The sequence below is a fragment of the Pseudoduganella sp. GCM10020061 genome, assembly GCF_042683405.1.
Lineage (GTDB): Bacteria > Pseudomonadota > Gammaproteobacteria > Burkholderiales > Burkholderiaceae_D > Telluria.
On the sequence record NZ_JBHUJS010000010.1, the window covers coordinates 105,437 to 124,924 of the forward strand.

13 protein-coding genes are annotated in these 19,488 nt (G+C 66.5%); 6 read left to right on the plus strand and 7 right to left on the minus strand.

Annotated elements, in window-relative coordinates; genetic code table 11:
• Positions 1–82: 82 nt before the first annotated feature.
• From purH to ruvB, 4 genes are all read left to right on the plus strand, one after another.
• Entirely contained in the window at positions 83–1,669 is a 1,587-nt protein-coding gene (purH, locus tag ACFSQR_RS13560; RefSeq protein ID WP_377730413.1) for a bifunctional phosphoribosylaminoimidazolecarboxamide formyltransferase/IMP cyclohydrolase, read from the plus strand.
• A gap of 113 nt (positions 1,670–1,782) precedes the next feature.
• Positions 1,783–2,319 carry a crossover junction endodeoxyribonuclease RuvC gene (gene ruvC / locus ACFSQR_RS13565; protein ID WP_377730414.1) on the plus strand — a complete coding sequence of 179 codons (537 nt, stop codon included), beginning with the start codon at positions 1,783–1,785 and terminating at the stop codon, positions 2,317–2,319.
• A gap of 18 nt (positions 2,320–2,337) precedes the next feature.
• Positions 2,338–2,916 carry a Holliday junction branch migration protein RuvA gene (gene ruvA / locus ACFSQR_RS13570; protein WP_377730415.1) on the plus strand — a complete coding sequence of 193 codons (579 nt, stop codon included), beginning with the start codon at positions 2,338–2,340 and terminating at the stop codon, positions 2,914–2,916.
• A 3-nt stretch (positions 2,917–2,919) separates the two neighbouring features.
• The gene (gene ruvB, locus ACFSQR_RS13575; protein ID WP_377730417.1) at positions 2,920–3,981 is read left to right on the plus strand and encodes a Holliday junction branch migration DNA helicase RuvB; all 1,062 of its coding nucleotides are present in this window, start codon (positions 2,920–2,922) and stop codon (positions 3,979–3,981) included.
• Positions 3,982–4,024: 43 nt separating this feature from the next.
• Here the strand turns inward: ruvB and ACFSQR_RS13580 are convergent, their stop codons facing one another.
• The 7 genes from ACFSQR_RS13580 to ACFSQR_RS13610 form a co-directional block, all read right to left on the minus strand.
• Positions 4,025–5,008 carry a response regulator gene (locus ACFSQR_RS13580; protein ID WP_377730418.1) on the minus strand — a complete coding sequence of 328 codons (984 nt, stop codon included), beginning with the start codon at positions 5,006–5,008 and terminating at the stop codon, positions 4,025–4,027.
• Positions 5,009–5,011: 3 nt separating this feature from the next.
• Positions 5,012–6,115, minus strand: a complete 1,104-nt coding sequence (locus ACFSQR_RS13585; RefSeq protein WP_377730419.1) for a response regulator — start codon at positions 6,113–6,115, stop codon at positions 5,012–5,014.
• A gap of 9 nt (positions 6,116–6,124) precedes the next feature.
• Positions 6,125–7,438 (minus strand): sensor histidine kinase, encoded by a 1,314-nt coding sequence (locus ACFSQR_RS13590; RefSeq protein ID WP_377730597.1) that lies wholly within the window; start codon positions 7,436–7,438, stop codon positions 6,125–6,127.
• An 11-nt stretch (positions 7,439–7,449) separates the two neighbouring features.
• Positions 7,450–8,841, minus strand: coding sequence for a class I SAM-dependent methyltransferase (locus ACFSQR_RS13595; RefSeq protein WP_377730421.1), 1,392 nt, complete (start codon positions 8,839–8,841; stop codon positions 7,450–7,452).
• A gap of 348 nt (positions 8,842–9,189) precedes the next feature.
• Positions 9,190–9,633 (minus strand): DUF2147 domain-containing protein, encoded by a 444-nt coding sequence (locus tag ACFSQR_RS13600; RefSeq protein ID WP_377730422.1) that lies wholly within the window; start codon positions 9,631–9,633, stop codon positions 9,190–9,192.
• A 65-nt stretch (positions 9,634–9,698) separates the two neighbouring features.
• The gene (locus ACFSQR_RS13605; RefSeq protein ID WP_377730423.1) at positions 9,699–11,531 is read right to left on the minus strand and encodes a diguanylate cyclase domain-containing protein; all 1,833 of its coding nucleotides are present in this window, start codon (positions 11,529–11,531) and stop codon (positions 9,699–9,701) included.
• A gap of 276 nt (positions 11,532–11,807) precedes the next feature.
• Positions 11,808–14,612, minus strand: coding sequence for a valine--tRNA ligase (locus ACFSQR_RS13610; RefSeq protein WP_377730424.1), 2,805 nt, complete (start codon positions 14,610–14,612; stop codon positions 11,808–11,810).
• Between the two features lie 311 nt (positions 14,613–14,923).
• On the opposite strand from ACFSQR_RS13610, the gene ACFSQR_RS13615 reads away from it, so the two are divergent.
• A complete protein-coding gene (locus ACFSQR_RS13615; RefSeq protein WP_377730425.1) occupies positions 14,924–16,942 on the plus strand; it encodes a M56 family metallopeptidase in 2,019 nt (672 codons plus the stop codon).
• A gap of 171 nt (positions 16,943–17,113) precedes the next feature.
• Positions 17,114–19,417, plus strand: coding sequence for a UvrD-helicase domain-containing protein (locus tag ACFSQR_RS13620; RefSeq protein WP_377730427.1), 2,304 nt, complete (start codon positions 17,114–17,116; stop codon positions 19,415–19,417).
• The last annotated feature ends 71 nt before the right edge of the window (positions 19,418–19,488 follow it).

Consider the following 19,488-nt stretch of genomic DNA (forward strand, 5'->3'; position numbering starts at 1 on the left):
GGCCCGTGCTTCGGATGCGCGGGCCCGGCCAGGACGGCACGCGGCGCGCACCCAAGAATTCACAACAACCAGGCCATCCCCCATGATCAAACAAGCCCTCATCTCCGTCTCCGACAAGACCGGCGTCCTCGATTTCGCGCGCGCGCTGTCCGCGCTCGGCGTGAACATCCTGTCCACCGGCGGCACCGCCAAGCTCCTGATGGACAATGGCGTCGCCTGCACCGAAGTGGCCGACTACACCGGCTTCCCCGAGATGCTCGACGGCCGCGTCAAGACGCTGCACCCGAAGGTCCACGGCGGCATCCTGGCGCGCCGCGACTTCCCTGAGCATATGGCCAAGCTGGCCGAGCATGGCATGCCGACCATCGACATGGTGGTGGTGAACCTGTACCCGTTCCAGCAGACCGTGGCCAAGGAAGAGTGCTCGCTGGAAGACGCGATCGAGAACATCGACATCGGCGGCCCGACCATGCTGCGTTCGGCCGCCAAGAACCACCGCGACGTGGTGGTGGTGTGCGACCCGGCCGACTACGGCCGCGTGCTGGCCGAGATGAAGGGCACCGGCGCCGAAGCCGGCGCGGTCAGCTACGACACCCGCTTCATGCTGGCCAAGAAGGTCTTCGCGCACACCGCGCAGTATGACGGCGCGATCACCAACTACCTGACCAGCCTGGGCGAGGACAGGCAGCACGCCACCCGTTCCGCCTTCCCGCAGACGATCAACCTGTCGTTCGAAAAAGTGCAGGACATGCGCTACGGCGAGAATCCGCACCAGGGCGCCGCGTTCTACCGCGACCACGCGCCTGCCGCGGGCTCGCTGGCCAACTACACCCAGCTGCAAGGCAAGGAACTCTCGTACAACAACATCGCCGACGCAGACGCCGCCTGGGAATGCGTGAAGACGCTGGGCGGCCTGGGCCAGCCGGCCGGCTGCGTGATCGTCAAGCACGCCAACCCGTGCGGCGTGGCGATCGGCGTGGATGCGCTGGACGCCTACGAGCGCGCGCTCAAGACCGACCCGACCTCCGCCTTCGGCGGCATCATCGCCCTGAACGTGGAAGTGGACGGCCGCGCCGCGCAGGCGCTGTCCAAGCTGTTCGTCGAAGTGCTGATCGCGCCGTCGTTCACCGACGAGGCGCGCTCGATCATGTCGGCCAAGCAGAACGTGCGCCTGCTGCAGATCCCGCTGGGCGCCGGCAGCAACCAGTACGACTTCAAGCGCGTCGGCGGCGGCCTGCTGGTGCAGACCCCGGATGCCAAGGACGTGGGCTTGGGCGAACTGCGCGTGGTCACGAAGAAGCAGCCGACCCAGGAACAGCTGCAGGACATGCTGTTCGCGTGGCGCGTCGCCAAGTACGTCAAGTCCAACGCCATCGTCTTCTGCGCCGGCGGCATGACGCTGGGCGTGGGCGCGGGCCAGATGAGCCGCATCGACTCGGCGCGCATCGCCTCGATCAAGGCGCAGAACGCCGGCCTGTCGCTGGCCGGTTCGGCGGTGGCGTCGGACGCCTTCTTCCCGTTCCGCGACGGCCTTGACGTCGTGGTCGACGCGGGCGCCACCTGCGTGATCCACCCGGGCGGCTCGATGCGCGACCAGGAAGTGATCGACGCGGCCGACGAGCGCGGCGTGGTCATGCTCTACACCGGCACCCGCCACTTCCGCCACTAATCGGCCAGAACGGCGTCGTCCCCGCGCAGGCGGGGGTGACGGCGTTGGCGGAATCGGCCATAAATGGGGCAATTCCGCCACCACGGTCTAGCTCAGCGGTATAAGATTCACCCATGATCATCCTCGGCATCGACCCCGGCCTGCGCACCACCGGCTTTGGCGTCATCGAAAAACAAGGCAGCAAGCTGCGCTACATCGCTTCCGGCACCATCGCCACCGGCACCGGCGGCGCGCTGCCCCCGCGCCTGAAGATCATCCTGGACGGGATCACCGAACTCGCGCGCACCTACCAGCCGCACTGCGCCGCGATCGAAAAGGTGTTCGTCAACATGAACCCCGAATCGACCCTGCTGCTCGGCCAGGCCCGCGGCGCCGCGATCACCGCGCTGGTCGGCGCCGACCTCGGCGTGGCCGAATACAGCGCCACCCAGGTCAAGCAGGCGGTGGTCGGCACCGGCAAGGCCGCCAAGGCCCAGGTGCAGGACATGGTCTCGCGCCTGCTGATGCTGCCCGGGCTGCCCGGCACCGATGCCGCCGACGCGCTCGGGGTTGCAATCTGCCACGCGAACAGCCATGATGCGCTGGCGCTGCTGGGCACCGTCTCCCCGCAGCTGCAAGGCCTGCGCATGAAGCGCGGCCGCCTCGTCTAACCCATTCCAAGGCTCCCGATGATTGGTCGTCTTTCCGGGGTTTTGCTCGACAAAACCCCGCCGCAAGTACTGGTGGACTGCAACGGCGTCGGCTACGAAGTCGACGTGCCGATGTCGACCTTCTACAACCTCCCGCACAGCGGCGAAAAAGTGGTGTTGTACACCCACCTGGCCGTGCGCGAGGACGCGCACCTGCTGTTCGGCTTCGGCACCGTGTCCGAACGCGCCGTGTTCCGCCAGCTGATCAAGATCTCCGGCGTCGGCGCGCGGACGGCGCTGTCGATCCTGTCCGGCATGACGGTCGCGGACCTGGCCCAGGCCGTCACGCTGCAGGAAGCCGGCCGCCTGGTGAAGGTGCCCGGCATCGGCAAGAAGACCGCCGAGCGCCTGCTGCTGGAACTGAAGGGCAAGCTCGGCGCCGACATCGGCGTGGCCGGCGGTGGGCCGCGCGACGACACGCAAACCGACATCCTCAACGCGCTTGCCGCCTTGGGGTATTCTGACAAGGAAGCGCTGGCCGCCGTGAAGAACCTCCCGGCCGGCAGCAGCGTTTCCGATGGCATCAAGTTCGCCCTAAAGGCGCTCTCCAAAGGCTAAGCAATGAGCATCCAGACCGACAGTTTCACCGAACAGCGCGTGGTCAGCGCGGCCCCCGCTTCGCCCAACGAAGAGGCGATCGAGCGCGCGCTGCGTCCCAAGCAGCTCGAGGAATACGTCGGCCAGGAGAAGATCCGCGGCCAGCTCGAAATCTTCATCTCGGCGGCGAGGAAGCGCAGCGAGCCGCTCGACCACACGCTGCTGTTCGGGCCGCCCGGCCTCGGCAAGACCACGCTGGCCCACATCATCGCGCGCGAGATGGGCGTGAACCTGCGCCAGACCTCCGGCCCGGTGCTCGAGCGCGCGGGCGACCTTGCCGCCATGCTGACCAACCTCGAGCCGAACGACGTGCTGTTCATCGACGAGATCCACCGCTTGTCGCCGGTCGTCGAAGAGATCCTGTACCCGGCGCTGGAGGACTACCAGATCGACATCATGATCGGCGAGGGCCCTGCGGCCCGCTCGGTCAAGATCGACCTGCCGCCGTTCACGCTGGTGGGCGCGACCACGCGCGCAGGCATGTTGACCAATCCATTGCGCGACCGCTTCGGCATCGTTGCGCGCCTCGAGTTCTACAAGCCGGAGGAGCTGGCGCGCATCGTCGTGCGCAGCGCGGCCCTGCTGGGCGCGCCGATCGCGGAGGACGGCGCGCGCGAGATCGCCAACCGCGCGCGCGGCACGCCGCGTATCGCCAACCGCCTGCTGCGCCGCGTGCGCGACTACGCGGAAGTGAAGGGCAATGGCAACATCACGCGCGAGATGGCCGATGCGGCGCTCGCGATGCTGGACGTGGACAGCGTGGGATTCGACTTGATGGACCGCAAGCTCCTGGAAGCGGTGCTGTTCAAGTTTGCGGGCGGCCCTGTTGGCGTGGGCAACCTGGCTGCGGCGATCGGCGAGGAAGCGGACACGATCGAGGACGTGCTGGAGCCGTTCCTGATCCAGCAGGGCTACCTGCAGCGCACGCCGCGCGGGCGCATCGCGACGCCGCAGGCATACCAGCACTTCGGCGTCACCGCGCCGCGCACCAGCCCCACCGGCGACCTGTGGGACAACCTGTCCTGATGAAGGACGGGGACTGCCCCCGGCGGGGACCGTCCCCTGGACCCTAGAACTGCTCGACCCACGCCGCGATCTGGCCGGCCGACATCGGCTTCGGCCCCTGCACCAGCCGCGCGCGCAGTCCTTCGTTCGATGGTTCCATCTGCATCGACCAGCCGCGCCGCGCCAGCCACAGCAGGCTTGCGACCCAGGCCGCATGCTGCTCCGTCACCGGCTTGGTCACCGCCGTCTCCAGGTACTCGGCCAGCTGGCGCTGGTTCACGAATACGCAGCCGCCGTCGCACGGCCCCAGCGTCTCGCCGAACACCTGCGACAGCACTGTCACCACCGGATCGGGCGCCACCCCGGGGTGCTTTTCCTCCATCAGCGACAGCCGCGCGCGCACGGCGCGCCCGAACGACGCGCTGCGCTCTGCCTCGGCAGCCACCAGGTCGCAGTAATCCATCCGCTGCCAGTCCGGCTGCTCGACCGACAGCGTCGCCTGGGCCGCGGCAGCCAGGTAGGGCTCGAGCGGCAGCGGATGGCGTTCTTCCAGCAGGCTCGCGCACAGCGCATACAGCGTGCCAATCCGGTTGCCGACGGTCTGCTGCTGGCGCACCATCATCTTCTCGCGCATCAGCTGCGCGTGCTCGCGCTGCAGCTCGGCCAGGCTGAGGGCCTGCCTGAGCTCCATGCGCAGCGCGGTGATCTCCCACGGCTTCTGGATGTAGCGGTGGATCTGCCCCTGGTTGACCGCTTCCACCGTCTGCTCCAGTTCCGAATACGCCGTGGTCAGGATGCGCACCACGCCCGGATACCGGTCGCGCGCATAAAACAGCAGCTCGTTGCCGCAGGCGCCGGGCATGCGCTGGTCCGACACCAGCACGCGCACGCTGGCGGCATGGGTGTCCAGCAGGCGTTTTCCTTCCTCTACCGAGCTTGCGGTAACAACCGGGGCAAGGTCGCCGATCGCGCGCTGGAAGTATTTGACGGCGGTCGCTTCGTCGTCCACGAACAGGATAGCCGGAGCAGGGGTGTGAAGCTCAGTCATCGCTTATTCCTTCTTCAGTGCTGGGAAATTGAGTGCGATCACGGTCGACCGTCCCAGTTCTGACTTGACCGTGATGCTGCCCCCGAACGATTGCATGACGCGGTTACAGAAAATCAGTCCCCAGCCATGTCCGCCGCTGGAAGCGTGGGTGCTGACCGGATCGATCAGCAGGCGCTCCAGGATTTCGGGCGGAATGCCGGGGCCGTTGTCGGAAATGACGATACCTGGCGCCGGTGCGCAGTCGACGGTAAAGCGCAGCACCGGCGCATGCTGCTCCGACAGCGCGCGCAGCGCGTTGCTCAGGATCGAGGACAGCACCAGCGACACGCAGTTGGGCAGGGCGGAGATGCCGAAGTCCTGGCGCACCTCGACGATGATCGATGCGCGCTGCGCCTTGGTAAGCGGGTAGGTGTCCAGCAGCGCCGCCACCAGCTGGCTGGCGCTGGCGTTGGCCTGCGCATGACCGCCCAGCGTCGGCGCATTGGCCAAGCGCAGCGACTCGACGAATGCGGCCAGCATCGACATGCAATAGCGTGCGTTGTCCTGGATGGACAGCGTGGCGTCGGTCAGCTCGGCCGGCGAGACCTGGCTGCTGGCCGCGCGCCGCCGCACCCCGCGCGCGAAGTTCGCGATCGCCGCCAGGGGCGTGTTGAGTTCGTGGGCCAGGAAGGCGAGCGTCTCGCCGATCGCGTTCATGTTGTGGATGCGCGCGATGCGCGCGCGCCCGCGCGCGCTGGCTTCACGCAGTACCGCCCGCAATTGCTCGCGCTGCAGCGGCTTTTCCAGGATGCGGAATACTTCGCCGCGGTTGATGGTATCGAGCAGCACGTCCTTGTCCGCGAAGGCGGTCAGCAGGATGGAGACGATGTGGGGATATTCCTCGCGTACGTGGCGCAGCAGTTCCACGCCATTCTGGCCCGGCATGCGGTAGTCGGTCACGATAATGTCGACCGCGCCGTGGGTGGCGGACAGCACCTCGATGGCGCCGTCGACGCTGAGCGCGGTCAGCACGGTGTAGTCCGACTCGATCGCCGATGCGAAGTACTTGCGCGCCAGCGCTTCGTCGTCGACGTAGAGGACGGTGATGTTGCGTTCGTTCGCTTGCATCGTTTTCCCCTAGGCCGCGCGCGGCAGGTCGAAGATGAATCTGGTCCATTCCCCGAGCGCGCTTTCCACCCGTAGCGTGCCGCCGTGGCGCTGGATCACGCTATAGCTGATCGACAGTCCTAGTCCGAGTCCCTTGCCCACTTCGCGCGTCGTGAAGAAGGGCTCGAACACGCGGCCGAGCAGCTCGGGAGCGATGCCGCGGCCGTTGTCGCGCACCATCACGCCGAGGCGGTCCCCGTTCCAGCTCGCGACCACGTCGATCACGCTTTCCTGCCTGCCGCTGTCGCGGCAGGCCTGGCCCGCGTTGCCGAGCAGGTTGATCAGCACGCCGACGATGGCCGCCTCGTCGCCGGACACCAGGGTGTCGTCAGGAAGCGAGCGGTTGACCTGGACGCCCTTGATCTCGTGGCCGACCAGGCGCAGCGCGGAACTGAGCGCCCTCTCGAACAGGAAGTGCGACGGCTGCATCTCGCTGTCCGGCTTGCGGTAGGCGAACTTCTTCAGGTCGCCGACGATGTAGTGCACCCGCTGCATGCCCTGCTTGGCGTCGCTCAGGCATTCCATCAGCGACGGGCTGGCGCGCGCGGCCGGGTCCTCCATGCCCACGTCGATCGCCATCATGCAGAAGTTGACCGGGTTGTTCACCTCGTGCAGGAGTCCCGCCGACAGGGTGCCGATGGCCGCCATTTTTTCCTGCTGCAGCATCTGCCCCTTGATGTCGGCGAGGTCGCGGTTGGTCTTCTCCAGCTGCGAGTTGGTGGCGGCCACCTCGGCGCGCAGGCGAAACAGGCGGAAACGCGCGCGCTCGTTGAAGTAGGTGCAGATCGCGCTGATCGATGCGGACATGATGAGGAACAGCGAGTTCACCACCAGCGCGCCGCGCATGGTGAACGATTCGGGATGCGCCGAGCAGGCGGCAATCCACAGCACGAAGGTCACCGCGCTGAACGCCACGTTCTGCCACACCGTGAACGGCAGCGCCAGGCCGGACGCAAAGATCGCCAGCGGCAGGCCGCCGTAGTAGAGCGAGCTCGCGCCTTCGGTTTCCGCGATCATCCAGGTGATCATCACCTGCGGCAGCACCAGCCAGGTGAAGGTGAGTTCCATCCCGTGCGCCTCGCCCCAGCGCGTGCGCATCAGCCCGATGATGGCCAGGATCAGGAGGGAGAAGAAGATGCGGGCTTCCCCGAACAGCACCTGGCGCTCCGGATACAGGCCGTAATCCAGTCCCATGCCGAGCAGGATCAGGACGATCGCCGCCCACGCGCAGCCGCGCGAGAAGGCCAGCCGGTGTTCGCGGATCTGCGCCTCGTACCCTGTCATCAGTTCGGCGTTCACTGCAGCACTCCTACTTCGGCGAACACGTTCACGCCGGTGCTGTCCACGTATACGCGCTGCGGACCGCAGGTGGGCAGGATCGCCTGCATGCCGGCTTCGTCGCGGTACACCAGGTACCACTCGAGCAGGTGGCCCATCACGAACTGGCGGTCGGGATTGCAGGAATGGACATTGGTGACCAGCACCTTGCCGCCGGGCCGCGTGCGGCTGGCGAAATGGTCGGTCAGGCGGCTGCACACCTTGTCGGACAAATAGTCGAACAGGCCGGCGCAGTACACGGCGTCGAAATCGCGCGGCGGCGCCGGCGTGGTGCTGGTGCGGCGCTTGAGCAGGTTGTGGACCGAGTCGTGCACGCAGGTGATCGACACATCGTGGCCGGCCTGAGCGGCGATGCCGGACAGCTTGTCGCGCGTCCAGCCCAGGGTTTCCGCCGAAAAGTCGACCAGTTCGAACTGCAGGAAGGGCGCGTCCGGGCACTGCCGGATGAAGCGCTGGATCTCGATCGCCGGCCCGCACCCGACGTTCATCACGCGGTAGGGACGTCCCTCGCGCCGCGCATCGGCTGCCAGGCGGGTCAGGAAGCCGAGCAGGATGTCGATCCGGTTGCGGTGCGCCTGCGCCGCGGACGCGTTCAGGAATGCCGCATTCACGATCTGGAAGTAGGTGCTCGGACCCTGGCGCGGGTCGTCGATCATCTGGTTGACCATCTGGTAGTCGCCCGCATAGCCGAGCGGCTTGGTGAAGGTGCGGTGCACGAACGGCGCGCGCAGGATCAGCGGATGCAGCGCCGCCTGGGCGAACGAACGGTGGGCCGAATCCAGCTCGTCCTCGATCAGGCTCGCTTCGCCCTCCAGGCTGGCGAAATAGCCCTGCGTCTTCTCCACCAGCGGCGTGGCCAGCTCCTGGAAGAAGTCGGCGCGCAGCCGCCCGTCCTCCTTGGGCAGCGAGTCCGACATGTCGACCTGTTCGACCCAGCGCGATACGTCCGACAGGAACGCGCGCGCCTCGTTGACCAGGATCTGGTAATCGCGCCGGATGCGGAACCGTTCGCTCCAGTCCTTGACGAACAGCCTTGCCTGCGCCGACACCGAATCGGGCACGGGCACGTCGGACAGTTCGCGCCACTGCTCGATGAGCGTGACCGAGACCACTGCGGTCAGGCCGGTGTTGACCATGCTGATCACCACGGCCTTGCCGGAGTACGCGATGCCGGTGCCGAGCCGCACGGTGAGCTCGTTCAGCACCTCGCTGATCTGCACGATCGAATACGGGTTGTAGATCTCCATGACCAGCGCCGTACGCTGCAGGTTGACGATCGTGCCGCGCACGGACTCGCCCTGGGAGTTACGGAAGCTGACTACCGGATCGATTTGCGTTTGTGAGTGCACGATGTGGGCAGTAATAGTCAGGCAGCCTGGAAGCGCGTTGGCCGACTGGGTTCGTCAAGAAGCCATGGGAACTGATGGCGCGGCGGGGCGCATCAAAGGCGCGCGGGCTGGCAGGGTGCGTCGGGATGCGGTCGCGGCGGTCGGGGTAGGCAAATCATCCGTCTTGCTCCTCGCGGTGGATACGTAACGATCATAATAACGATCATTGATTTTTTGCAATGACAAAATGACCCTGTTGTAAGCGAGCAAAAATTCCCTGCCGAGGGGCCGGCGAGACGACCAAAGTTCACATATTTGATACACGCGGGCGGCCGTCCGACACACTCGCGCGCGGCCGGCGTGGCGGCCTTATTCCAGGCGCACCCAGACCTGCGAGCGGCCCAGCATGGGCACGCCGATGTAGCCGCGCACGCGCAGCTTGCGGCCGCCTTCGAGCAGCTCCAGCTTGCTGCGATAGACCTTGCCGTCGTCCGGATCGAGGATCTCGCCGCCGCTGTATTCCTCGCCATCCTTCCTGAGGCCGGACATGAAGACCATGCCGACCACGGGCTGGTTGTGGCGCGTGCCTTCGCAGCGCAGGCAGCGGGGATCAGGGTCCTGGCCGGGCGCGCGGTACAGCTTTTCGATGCGGCCTTCCAGCACGCCCTTGTGCTCGGTGATGCGGATCAGTGCCTTGGGCTTGCCGCTCACGTCGTCGACGCTCTGCCACAGCCCGACCGGCGACGCAGTCTGCGCGCATGCAGGCGCGCCCGATAGCAGCGCGATCAGGCCGATCAGGGCGGTGGTTCGCATTCGATGTCTCCCCAGTGATGTGTGAATCCTGTGTCGCCGGCCAACCGTCGCCAGATGCGGCCGGGTCAGCAGGCGCCGTTCTCGCAGTACAGCGTCACGCGGTTGCGCCCTTCCTGCTTGGAGCGGTACATGGCCTGGTCCGCGTGGTGCACCAGCTGCGCCGCATCCTCGCCGCAATCGGGGAACACGCTCACGCCGATGCTGCCCGAAATATGCAGTTCATTTCCGTCCACGATAAACGGTTCGTTGAGCAGGGCGAGGATGCCGGAGGCGACCTTTTGCGCGGCGGCGGCGGACGAGCAGTTCGGCAGCAGCACCGCGAATTCGTCGCCGCCCAGCCGGGCCAGCGTATCGGACTGGCGCAGGCCGCCGCGCACGCGCGACGCCACTCCGATCAACAGCTGGTCGCCGGTGGCGTGGCCGAAGGTGTCGTTGACCGGCTTGAACTTGTCCAGGTCGAAGTAGATGACGGCCAGGCGCGTCTTCTCGCGCTGCGCCAGCAGGATCGCCTGTTGCAGGCGGTCGCCGAACAGCGCGCGGTTGGCCAGCCCGGTCAGGGTGTCGTGGCTGGCCATGTGGCGCATCTGCTCTTCGTGCGACTTGCGTTCGTCGATGTTGGTGACCGTGCCGACCACGCGGTGCACGGCGCCCGACTCGCTGCGATCCACCACCATGGCGTGTTCCTGCACCCACGCCGTGACGCCCGGCGCGCGCTCGACGCGGTACTCGACGCTGTAGTCGGGGCTCCTGCCTTCGATCAGGTCGCGCAGTGCGGCGGTGACATGCGGCAGGTCGTCCGGATGGATGCGGTCCTTGAGGGCCGCAAAGCTCCACGCGATCGATGGCCCGGCAATGCCCAGCAGGGCCTGCGCGCGCGGCGTGAGCATCATGACGCCGGTGGGAACTTCCCAGTCCCACACGCCGGCGCCGGAGGCGTTCAATGCCAGCTGCCAGCGCGCTTCGGCGATGGCCATCGCCCTTTGCGCGCGCGCGCGGATGTAGCGCGCGGTGATCGCGCCCCAGCCCAGCACCAGCAGGGCGAGCGACAGGACGGCGCCCATCACGGTGGCGAACCGCTGGCGCTCGGCGTAGCGCGCCTGGGCGTCGAGCACCGATTGGCCGACCGTGACCACCAGGTTGTAGTTCGGCAGCCTGCGCCAGCCGTAGAAGCGTTCCACGCCATCGAGCCGGCTCACGCGGCGGAACCCGCCGCCGTGTTCGCGCACGCTGTCATCGTAGGGGTAGCCTGCCAGCGTGGCGCCGATATAGCGGTTGCTGCCGCCGCGCGAATTGCGGGCGAGGACCACGCCGCTGCGCACCAGGCTGATGGACGTGTCGTTCCCAAGATCGAGCTGGTTGTAGAAGCGCGAGAAGTATTCCGGCGACACCGATGCCACGATGATTGCGGCGAGCTGTCCGTTGCGGTCGAAGACCGGACGCGCGAACTGCACCCCGAGCACGCCGGAGGCCCTGCCGACCAGCGGACGGCTGATCACGAGGCGGTCGACCGGGTCGCGCAACAGGGTGGCCACGTGCTCGCGGTCCGATACGTCGATGCGGCGCTTCACCGGGCCTGAGCTGAGGAACGCGACGATGCCGTGCTTGTCGGTGACCGCGATCTGGAAGATCACCTTGCTGGTGAGCTCGCGGTTGAATTCGCCGAGTATGGCTCCGAAGTCCTCGCGGTTGCCGGTGTAGTGCCGCCGCAGCGAGAGCAGGGCGACGTCCACCGTGCTGATGGTGGAGTTGACCTCCTCGGAGAATGCGCGCGCCAGGTTGTTGACGGTGCGGTTGCTTTCGATCTGGGAGATCTTGCGCAGGTTCGCATGTTCGAGCGCCACACCGCCCCAGACGATCGACAGGCTGGCGGCAAGGAAAAGTGCCAGTCGTTTCAGCACCGCCGGACGCAAGTAGGGGCGGGAAATCGAATGCAGGGCTTGCAGTGTCGGCGCGTCTTGACCCATCAGATGCAGCGGAATAACCGAGTAGAAGAGCGGCTAGGATAACCGATGTCGTGATCATTGCGACAATAAAATGGAGGCGTTCCTGCGTGATCGCCGGACCGGTCCCGCCGGCGTCCCGGCTCCCGCCCGCCCAGCCACCCGCCAATCCGGATGCGCGAGGCCAAAAAAAACCGGGATCGCAATCCCGGTCTTTTGTGCAGTCCCGCTGTATCAGGCAGGCGGCAGCTTGGCGAACTGCTCGCGCATCTTGGCCAGCGTCGCCGAGAAGCTGGCGACGCGCTCGCGCTCCTGTTCCACCACCGCCGCCGGCGCGCGCGCCACGAAGCTTTCGCTCGACAGCTTGCCGCTGGCCTTGGCGATCTCGCCTTCCAGGCGCGCGATCTCCTTGGACAGGCGTTCGCGTTCGGCGCCGACATCGATCTCGACCTTGAGCATCAGCTTGGTGGTGCCGACCACGGACACCGCCGCCGGCGACTCCGGCAGCGTGTCGACGATCTGCACTTCCGACAGCTTGCCCAGCGACTGGATGTAGGGCGCGAAGCCGGCCATGCGCTCCTTGTCGGCTGCCGATGCCTCGACGATCAGCGGCACGCGCAGCGACGGCGCCAGCTTCATCTCGCCGCGCAGGTTGCGGGTGGCGTCGGTCAGCGACTTCAGCTCCAGCATCCACTGTTCCGCTGCCTCGTCCACTTTCGACAGGTCGGCCATCGGGTACTCCTGGCGCATGATCGAGTCGCCGTTCGGGTCGAGCGGGCGGCCGGCCATCGGCGCCACGGTCTGCCACAGTTCCTCGGTGACGAACGGGACGATCGGGTGCGCCAGGCGCAGCACCGTCTCCAGCACGTGCAGCAGGGTGTGGCGGGTGGCGCGCTGCTGGCCTTCGCTGCCGTTTTGCACCTGCACCTTGGCCACTTCCAGGTACCAGTCGCAGTACTCGTCCCAGACGAACTTGTAGATCGCGGCCGCGATGTTATCGAAACGGTAGTCGGCAAAGCCTTTCTCGACTTCGCTCTCGGCGCGCTGCAACAGCGAGATGATCCACTTGTCGGCCATCGACAGGTCGGCGTCGCTTGGCGAGCAGTCCTTGCCTTCGGTGTTCATCAGCACGAAGCGGGTCGCGTTCCACAGCTTGTTGCAGAAGTTGCGGTAGCCCTCGGCGCGGCCCAGGTCGAAGTTGATATTGCGGCCCAGCGAAGCGTAGCTCGCCATCGTGAAGCGCACCGCGTCGGTGCCGTAGGCCGGGATCCCGTTCGGGAATTCCTTGCGCGTCGCCTTGGCGATCTTTTCCGCGTCGCGCGGGTTCATCAGGCCGGTGGTGCGCTTGGCAACCAGGGTTTCGACGTCGATGCCGTCGATCAGGTCGATCGGGTCGAGCGTATTGCCCTTCGACTTGGACATCTTCTGGCCGCTCGAATCGCGCACCAGGCCGTGCACGTACACGGTCTCGAACGGGATCTTGCCGGTGAAGTGCGTAGTCATCATGACCATGCGCGCGACCCAGAAGAAGATGATGTCGAAGCCGGTCACCAGCACCGACGACGGCAGGAACATCTTCATGTCGACCGTCTCTTCCGGCCAGCCCATGGTGGAGAAGGGCACCAGCGCCGAAGAGAACCAGGTGTCGAGCACGTCTTCGTCGCGCTGCAGTTCGCCGCTGAAGCCGCGCGCCGCCGCCTGTTCCTTCGCGGCCTGCTCGTCGCGCGCGACATAGACATTGCCGGCGTCGTCGAACCACGCCGGGATGCGGTGGCCCCACCACAGCTGGCGCGAGATGCACCAGTCCTGGATGTTGCCCAGCCACTGGTTGTAGGTGGTGCTCCAGTTCTCCGGCACGAACTTGATCTCGCCGCTGGCGACTTTGTCGAGCGCGACTTCGGCCAGCGATTTGCCCGGGTTGAAGGTGCCTTCCGGCGCCGGCTTGGACATCGCCACGAACCACTGGTCGGTCAGCATCGGTTCGATCACGACGCCGGTGCGGTCGCCGCGCGGCACCATCAGCTTGTGCGGCTTGACTTCCTGCAGCAGGCCCTGCGCGTCCAGGTCGGCCACGATCTGCTTGCGCGCGGCGAAGCGGTCCATGCCGCGGTAGGCGGCCGGCGCGTCGTCGCTGATTTTCGCGTCCAGCGTCAGGATCGACGGCATCGGCAGGTTGTGGCGCAGCCCCACCTGGTAGTCGTTGAAGTCGTGCGCCGGCGTGATCTTCACGCAGCCGGTGCCGAATTCCTTGTCCACGTAGGAGTCGGCGATGATCGGGATTTCGCGGTCCGAGAGCGGCAGCTTGAGCATTTGGCCGACCAGCGGCACATAGCGCTCGTCGGTCGGGTCGACCGCCACGGCCACGTCGCCCAGCATGGTTTCAGGACGGGTGGTGGCAACCGTCAGGTGGCCGCTGCCATCGGCCAGCGGATAGCGGATGTACCACATCGAGCCGTCTTCTTCTTCCGACGCCACTTCCAGGTCGGACACGGCGGTGCCCAGCACCGGGTCCCAGTTGACCAAGCGCTTGCCGCGGTAGATCAGGCCCTGTTCGAACAGGCGTACGAACACTTCGGTCACGACCTTCGAGCGCGTCTCGTCCATCGTGAAATACTCGCGCTTCCAGTCGGCGGAGGCGCCCATGCGGCGCATCTGGCCGGTGATGGTGTTGCCCGACTTTTCCTTCCACTCCCACACCTTTTCGAGGAATTTCTCGCGGCCCAGGTCATGGCGCGAAATCTTCTGCGCGTCGAGCTGGCGCTCCACCACGATCTGGGTCGCGATGCCTGCGTGGTCGGTACCCGGCACCCATGCGGTGTTAAAGCCGCGCATGCGGTAGTAGCGGGTCAGGCCGTCCATGATGGTCTGGTTGAACGCGTGGCCCATGTGCAGTGTGCCGGTCACGTTCGGTGGCGGCAGCTGGATGCTGAAGGAGGGCTTGTCCGCGTCGGTGGTGGCGGTGAAATAACCGCGCTGCTCCCACTCGGTGCGCCAGAACTTTTCAATGTCGGCAGGCTCGAAAGACTTGGCTAATTCCATGATGTGGCAATAAGTTTTTTGCGAAACGACCATTATAGATGACGCAGGCAGCACCGGCACCGTCATTCAGCGCCGTCATCACTGCGCAGGCGGGGATTGGCGCCGGCCAGGACGAGAGGCGGCACCATGCATCCACGGACCTTTTTGCAGCCTGTCCCGCCAATCCGTCCGCCTGTCGCACCCGCCTCGCGTGGCCGCCCGGCCAGGATTATGGTTTCACCATCCCTGAGCCCATGTTCGAACTAGAAAAAAAGTTCTAGACAAAGCGATCTAGACGATTTATTCTGCTTTCAACAACAACGGAGCGCGCCATGCCGCCACTTGCAGATTTCCTGTCCACCTTCATGCCCAGCCTGGCCTGGGCGTTGCTCGACTTTGTCTGGCAGGGCATGCTGGTCGGCTGGGGCGCGGCGCTGCTGTTCTGCCTGATGCGCGGCGCTCGTCCGCAGGCCCGCTACCTGGTGGGCTGCGGGGCGCTGCTGCTGTGTATCGCCCTGCCGCTGTCGGGTGTCATCGTCCGCATGTCGGACGCACCGGCGCCGCCCGCAGTGAGCACGATGCTGCTGCCGCTGGCCGGCGCCGAACCCGGGGCCGCGATGCCGCAGGCGGCGCTGGCCGCGACCGTCCAGCTGTCCGGCTGGCGCGACGCGTTGCAGGAGCGCCTGCCACTGGTGCTGGCGCTGTGGGCCAGCGGCGCCGGCCTGCTGGCGCTGCGCATGGTCCTGGGCCTGGCCTGGGTGCGCAGCCGGAGCAGGGCGGGGCGCTCGACGCGCGACCCGGCGCTGCAGGCGCGGCTGACCCGCATGGCGCAGCGTTTCGGCATCGGGCGGCCGGTCGCGCTGGGCGTCGTCGGCGACCTGGACAGCCCGGTTACCGCCGGCTGGTGGCGCCCGGTCGTGCTGGTGCCTGCCGCCCTGATCGCGCGCATCCCGCCCGAGCTGCTCGAGGCGCTGCTCGCCCACGAACTGGCGCACATCCGCCGCCACGATTACCTCGTCAACCTGGTGCAGAGCGCGATCGAAATCGTGCTGTTCTATCACCCGACCGTCTGGTGGCTGTCCGGACGGGTACGCGCCGAGCGCGAACAGATTGCAGATGATTTAGCCGCAAGCATGCTGGGCGAACCGCGGCGCCTCGCACTTGCATTATCCGAGCTGGACCGCCTCCAGCTCGCTACGCCAACCCTGGCCCATGCGGCCCACGGAGGAAATCTCATGACACGCATTCAACGCCTGGTCAGCCCGACCAGCGAACCCCTGAACTGGAAAATCGCGGTGCCGATCCTCGGCCTGGCTGCGGCCTGCGCCGGCTTCTACGCCAACGCCGCGCAGCCGTCCGAACCTGGCGGCGGACGGTCCGCCGCGCATGCAGCGCATATCGCCAGCGAAGCCGGGCAGGCCTCTGCCGCGGCAGCGGCCGAGGCGGCGCGCTCGGCATCCGATGCAGCCCGTACCGCCAGCCGTGCAGCGGCAGGCGCGGCCCGCGCCGCCAAGGCGGGATCGGAGGAAGCGGCGCGGGCCGCCCGCGATGCTGCCCGCGATGCCGCCCATGCGGCGCGCGACGAGCGCAAGCGCGAGCGCCACTTTTCCCGCGGCGATGACGAAGGCGAACCTTACGCCATCGTCCGCCAGGGCGACCAGGGCAGCACCATGCACGGCAGCAGCGCCGACTGGGGCGACATCAAGGCCGCCCAGCGCAGCATCAACGGCGAATTCATCTGGTTCCGCCACGGTGGCCAGGCGTACGTGATCCAGGATCCCGCCTTGGTGGCCAAGGCCCATACCACCTGGGCGCCGGTCGACCAGCTGGGCAAGCAGATGAACGGCCTGGGCGACCAGATGAAGGAGCACGGCAAGGTGATGGAAAAACTGGGGCGTGAAATGAGCGCCGCAGCGCAGAAGAGCAAGCCATCCGACGCCAGGGTGCGCCAGTTCGAGCAGCGCATCCAGGAGCTCGCCGGCAAACAGGCGCAGCTGGCATCGCAGGCGGCGACCAAATCGATCAGCGCCGGCAGGGGCAGCGACGCCGAGCGCAAGGCCGCCGAACGCGAAATCGATCGCCTGGAGTCGCAGATGAACGCGATCGAAAAACAGATCGACGCCGAGAGCGACGCCTTCGAAGCCTACGTCGAAAAGCAGGCGCACGGCGACATGGAAGCCCTCGGCAAGAAGATGGAAGTGGCGGGCGAGCCGATGGAAAAGCTGGGCGAGCAGATGGACGCCCTCGGCGAGCGCATGGATGTCGCAAGCCGCGCCGCCGACAAGGCCATGCGCGCCCTGATCGAGGATGCGCGTGCGCGCGGCCTGGCGCGCCCGGCTCCACGCTCGTGATGCAGTCGGGGACTGTCCCCGCAGGGGACCGTCCGCCGATGTCTAGTCAGCTGGGCCAATAGAAGATCCGGGGGCAGTCCCTTGCAGGGACAGTCCCTTCCTGCTCTTGCATGACTGGCCACATCGGCCGATCGCCCCGCCTCACCGCCCCCGCGACGGTATAATCGCAGGATGCAGAATCTCCTCCTGAACCTCAATCCCGAACAACTCGCCGCCGTTACGCTGCCAGCGCAGAGCGCCCTGATCCTTGCAGGGGCCGGCTCCGGCAAGACGCGCGTGCTGACCACCCGCATCGCATGGCTGATCCAGACCGGCCAGGTCGGTCCGCAAGGCGTGATGGCCGTGACCTTTACCAACAAGGCGGCCAAGGAGATGCTCACGCGCCTCTCGGCCATGCTGCCGGTGAGCACCCGCGGGATGTGGATCGGGACCTTCCACGGCTTGTGTAACCGCCTGCTGCGCACGCACTACCGTGACGCGGCGCTGCCGTCGACGTTCCAGATCATGGATTCGCAGGACCAGCTGTCGATGATCAAGCGCCTGCTCAAGGCGCACAACATCGACGACGAGAAGTACCCGGCCAAGGACCTGATGTACTTCATCAATAACGCCAAGGACCAGGGCTTGCGCGCGCATGCGGTGGAAGTGTCGGACCCGATTGGCCGCAAGTTCGTCGAACTGTACGAGATCTACGACCAGCAGTGCCAGCGTGAAGGCGTGGTCGATTTCGCCGAGCTGCTGCTGCGCTCCTACGAACTCCTGTCGCGCAACCAGCCGCTGCGCGAGCACTACCAGTCGCGCTTCCGCCACATCCTGGTCGACGAGTTCCAGGATACCAACGACCTGCAGTACGCCTGGCTGAAGCTGATGGCCGGCCACGGCCAGCAGGTGGGCGGCGCACTGTTCGCGGTGGGCGACGACGACCAGTCGATCTACGCCTTCCGCGGCGCGAACGTGGGCAACATGGTCAAGTTCGAGCGCGAATTCCACGTGCAGAACCTGATCAAGCTGGAGCAGAACTACCGCTCGCACGGCCACATCCTGGATGCGGCCAACCTGCTCATTTCGAACAACAGCAACCGCCTTGGCAAGAACCTGCGCACCGACGCGGGCCACGGCGAGCCGGTGCGCGTGTACGAGGCGTCCTCCGACCTGGAGGAAGCGCAATGGATCGTGGACGAGGTGAAAAGCCTGGTGCGCGACGGCGCCCGCCGCGACGAGATCGCGGTGCTGTACCGCTCCAATGCGCAGTCGCGCGTGATCGAACATGCGCTGTTCGCCGCGGCCATCCCGTACCACGTGTACGGCGGCCTGCGCTATTTCCAGCGCGCCGAAGTCAAGCACGCCATCGCCTACCTGCAGCTGATGGACAATCCGCACAACGATTCGGCCTTCCTGCGGGTGGTGAACTTCCCCACGCGCGGCATCGGCATGCGCACCATCGAGCAGCTGCAGGACGCGGCGGCGCAGTACAACATCTCGCTGTACGCGGCGGTGCCCTACGTGACCGGCAAGGCCGGCACGCTGCTGGGCGGTTTCGTCAAACTGATCGAAGGCGTGCGCTTCGAAACCCAGCAGATGGCGCTGCCCGAGCTGGTGCGCGTGGTGCTCGATTCGAGCGGCTTGATGACGCACTACGCGGGCGAGAAGGAAGGCGCCGACCGCGTGGAGAACCTGGAGCAGATGGTGGGCGCGGCCAACCAGTTCGTGCAGGAAGAAGGCTTCGGCCAGGGCGCGCCCGCACACCTGGGGCCGCAGTCGCAGGCACAGGCGGGCAGCCCGATCGTCAACGAGGATGGCGTCGAGATCCTCGACGCTGATGCGCCGCTGGCCACCGTGATGTCCCCGCTGTCGGCGTTCCTGTCGCACGCCTCGCTGGAGGCGGGCGACGCCCAGGCGCAGGCCGGCCAGGACGCGCTGCAGCTGATGACCGTGCACTCGGCCAAGGGCCTGGAGTTCGACGCGGTGTTCATCACCGGCATGGAGGAGGGCCTGTTCCCTCACGAGAGCAGCTCGCGCGAGATGGCCGGCGTGGACGAGGAGCGCCGCCTGATGTACGTCGCGATCACGCGCGCGAAGAAGCGCCTGTACATGAGTTTCACGCAGCAGCGCATGCTGCATGGCCAGACCCGCTACAACATGAAGTCGCGCTTCTTCGACGAGCTGCCGGAGGAGTCGCTCAAGTGGATCACCCCGCGCATGCAGGGGCACTGGTTTGCGAACAAGAAGACCGCCTGGGACGACGCGGCCTTCAACGGCGGCTCGGACAACAAGATCGCGCAGCAGATCAAGCAGAAGTCGGCGGGCGGCCCGGGCTGGCGCATCGGCGAATCGGTGGTGCACGCCAAGTTCGGCGAAGGCGTCATCGTCAACCTGGAAGGCAGCGGCACCAATGCGCGCGCCCAGATCAACTTTGGCCGCGCCGGCATGAAGATGCTCGACCTCTCGGTCGCCAAGCTCGACCGCGTCAGCTAGCAACCGTCCGTCATCCCAGCGAAGGCTGGGATCTGTACTGAGTCAGCGAAGGGATCAGCTTGAAGAGGTTG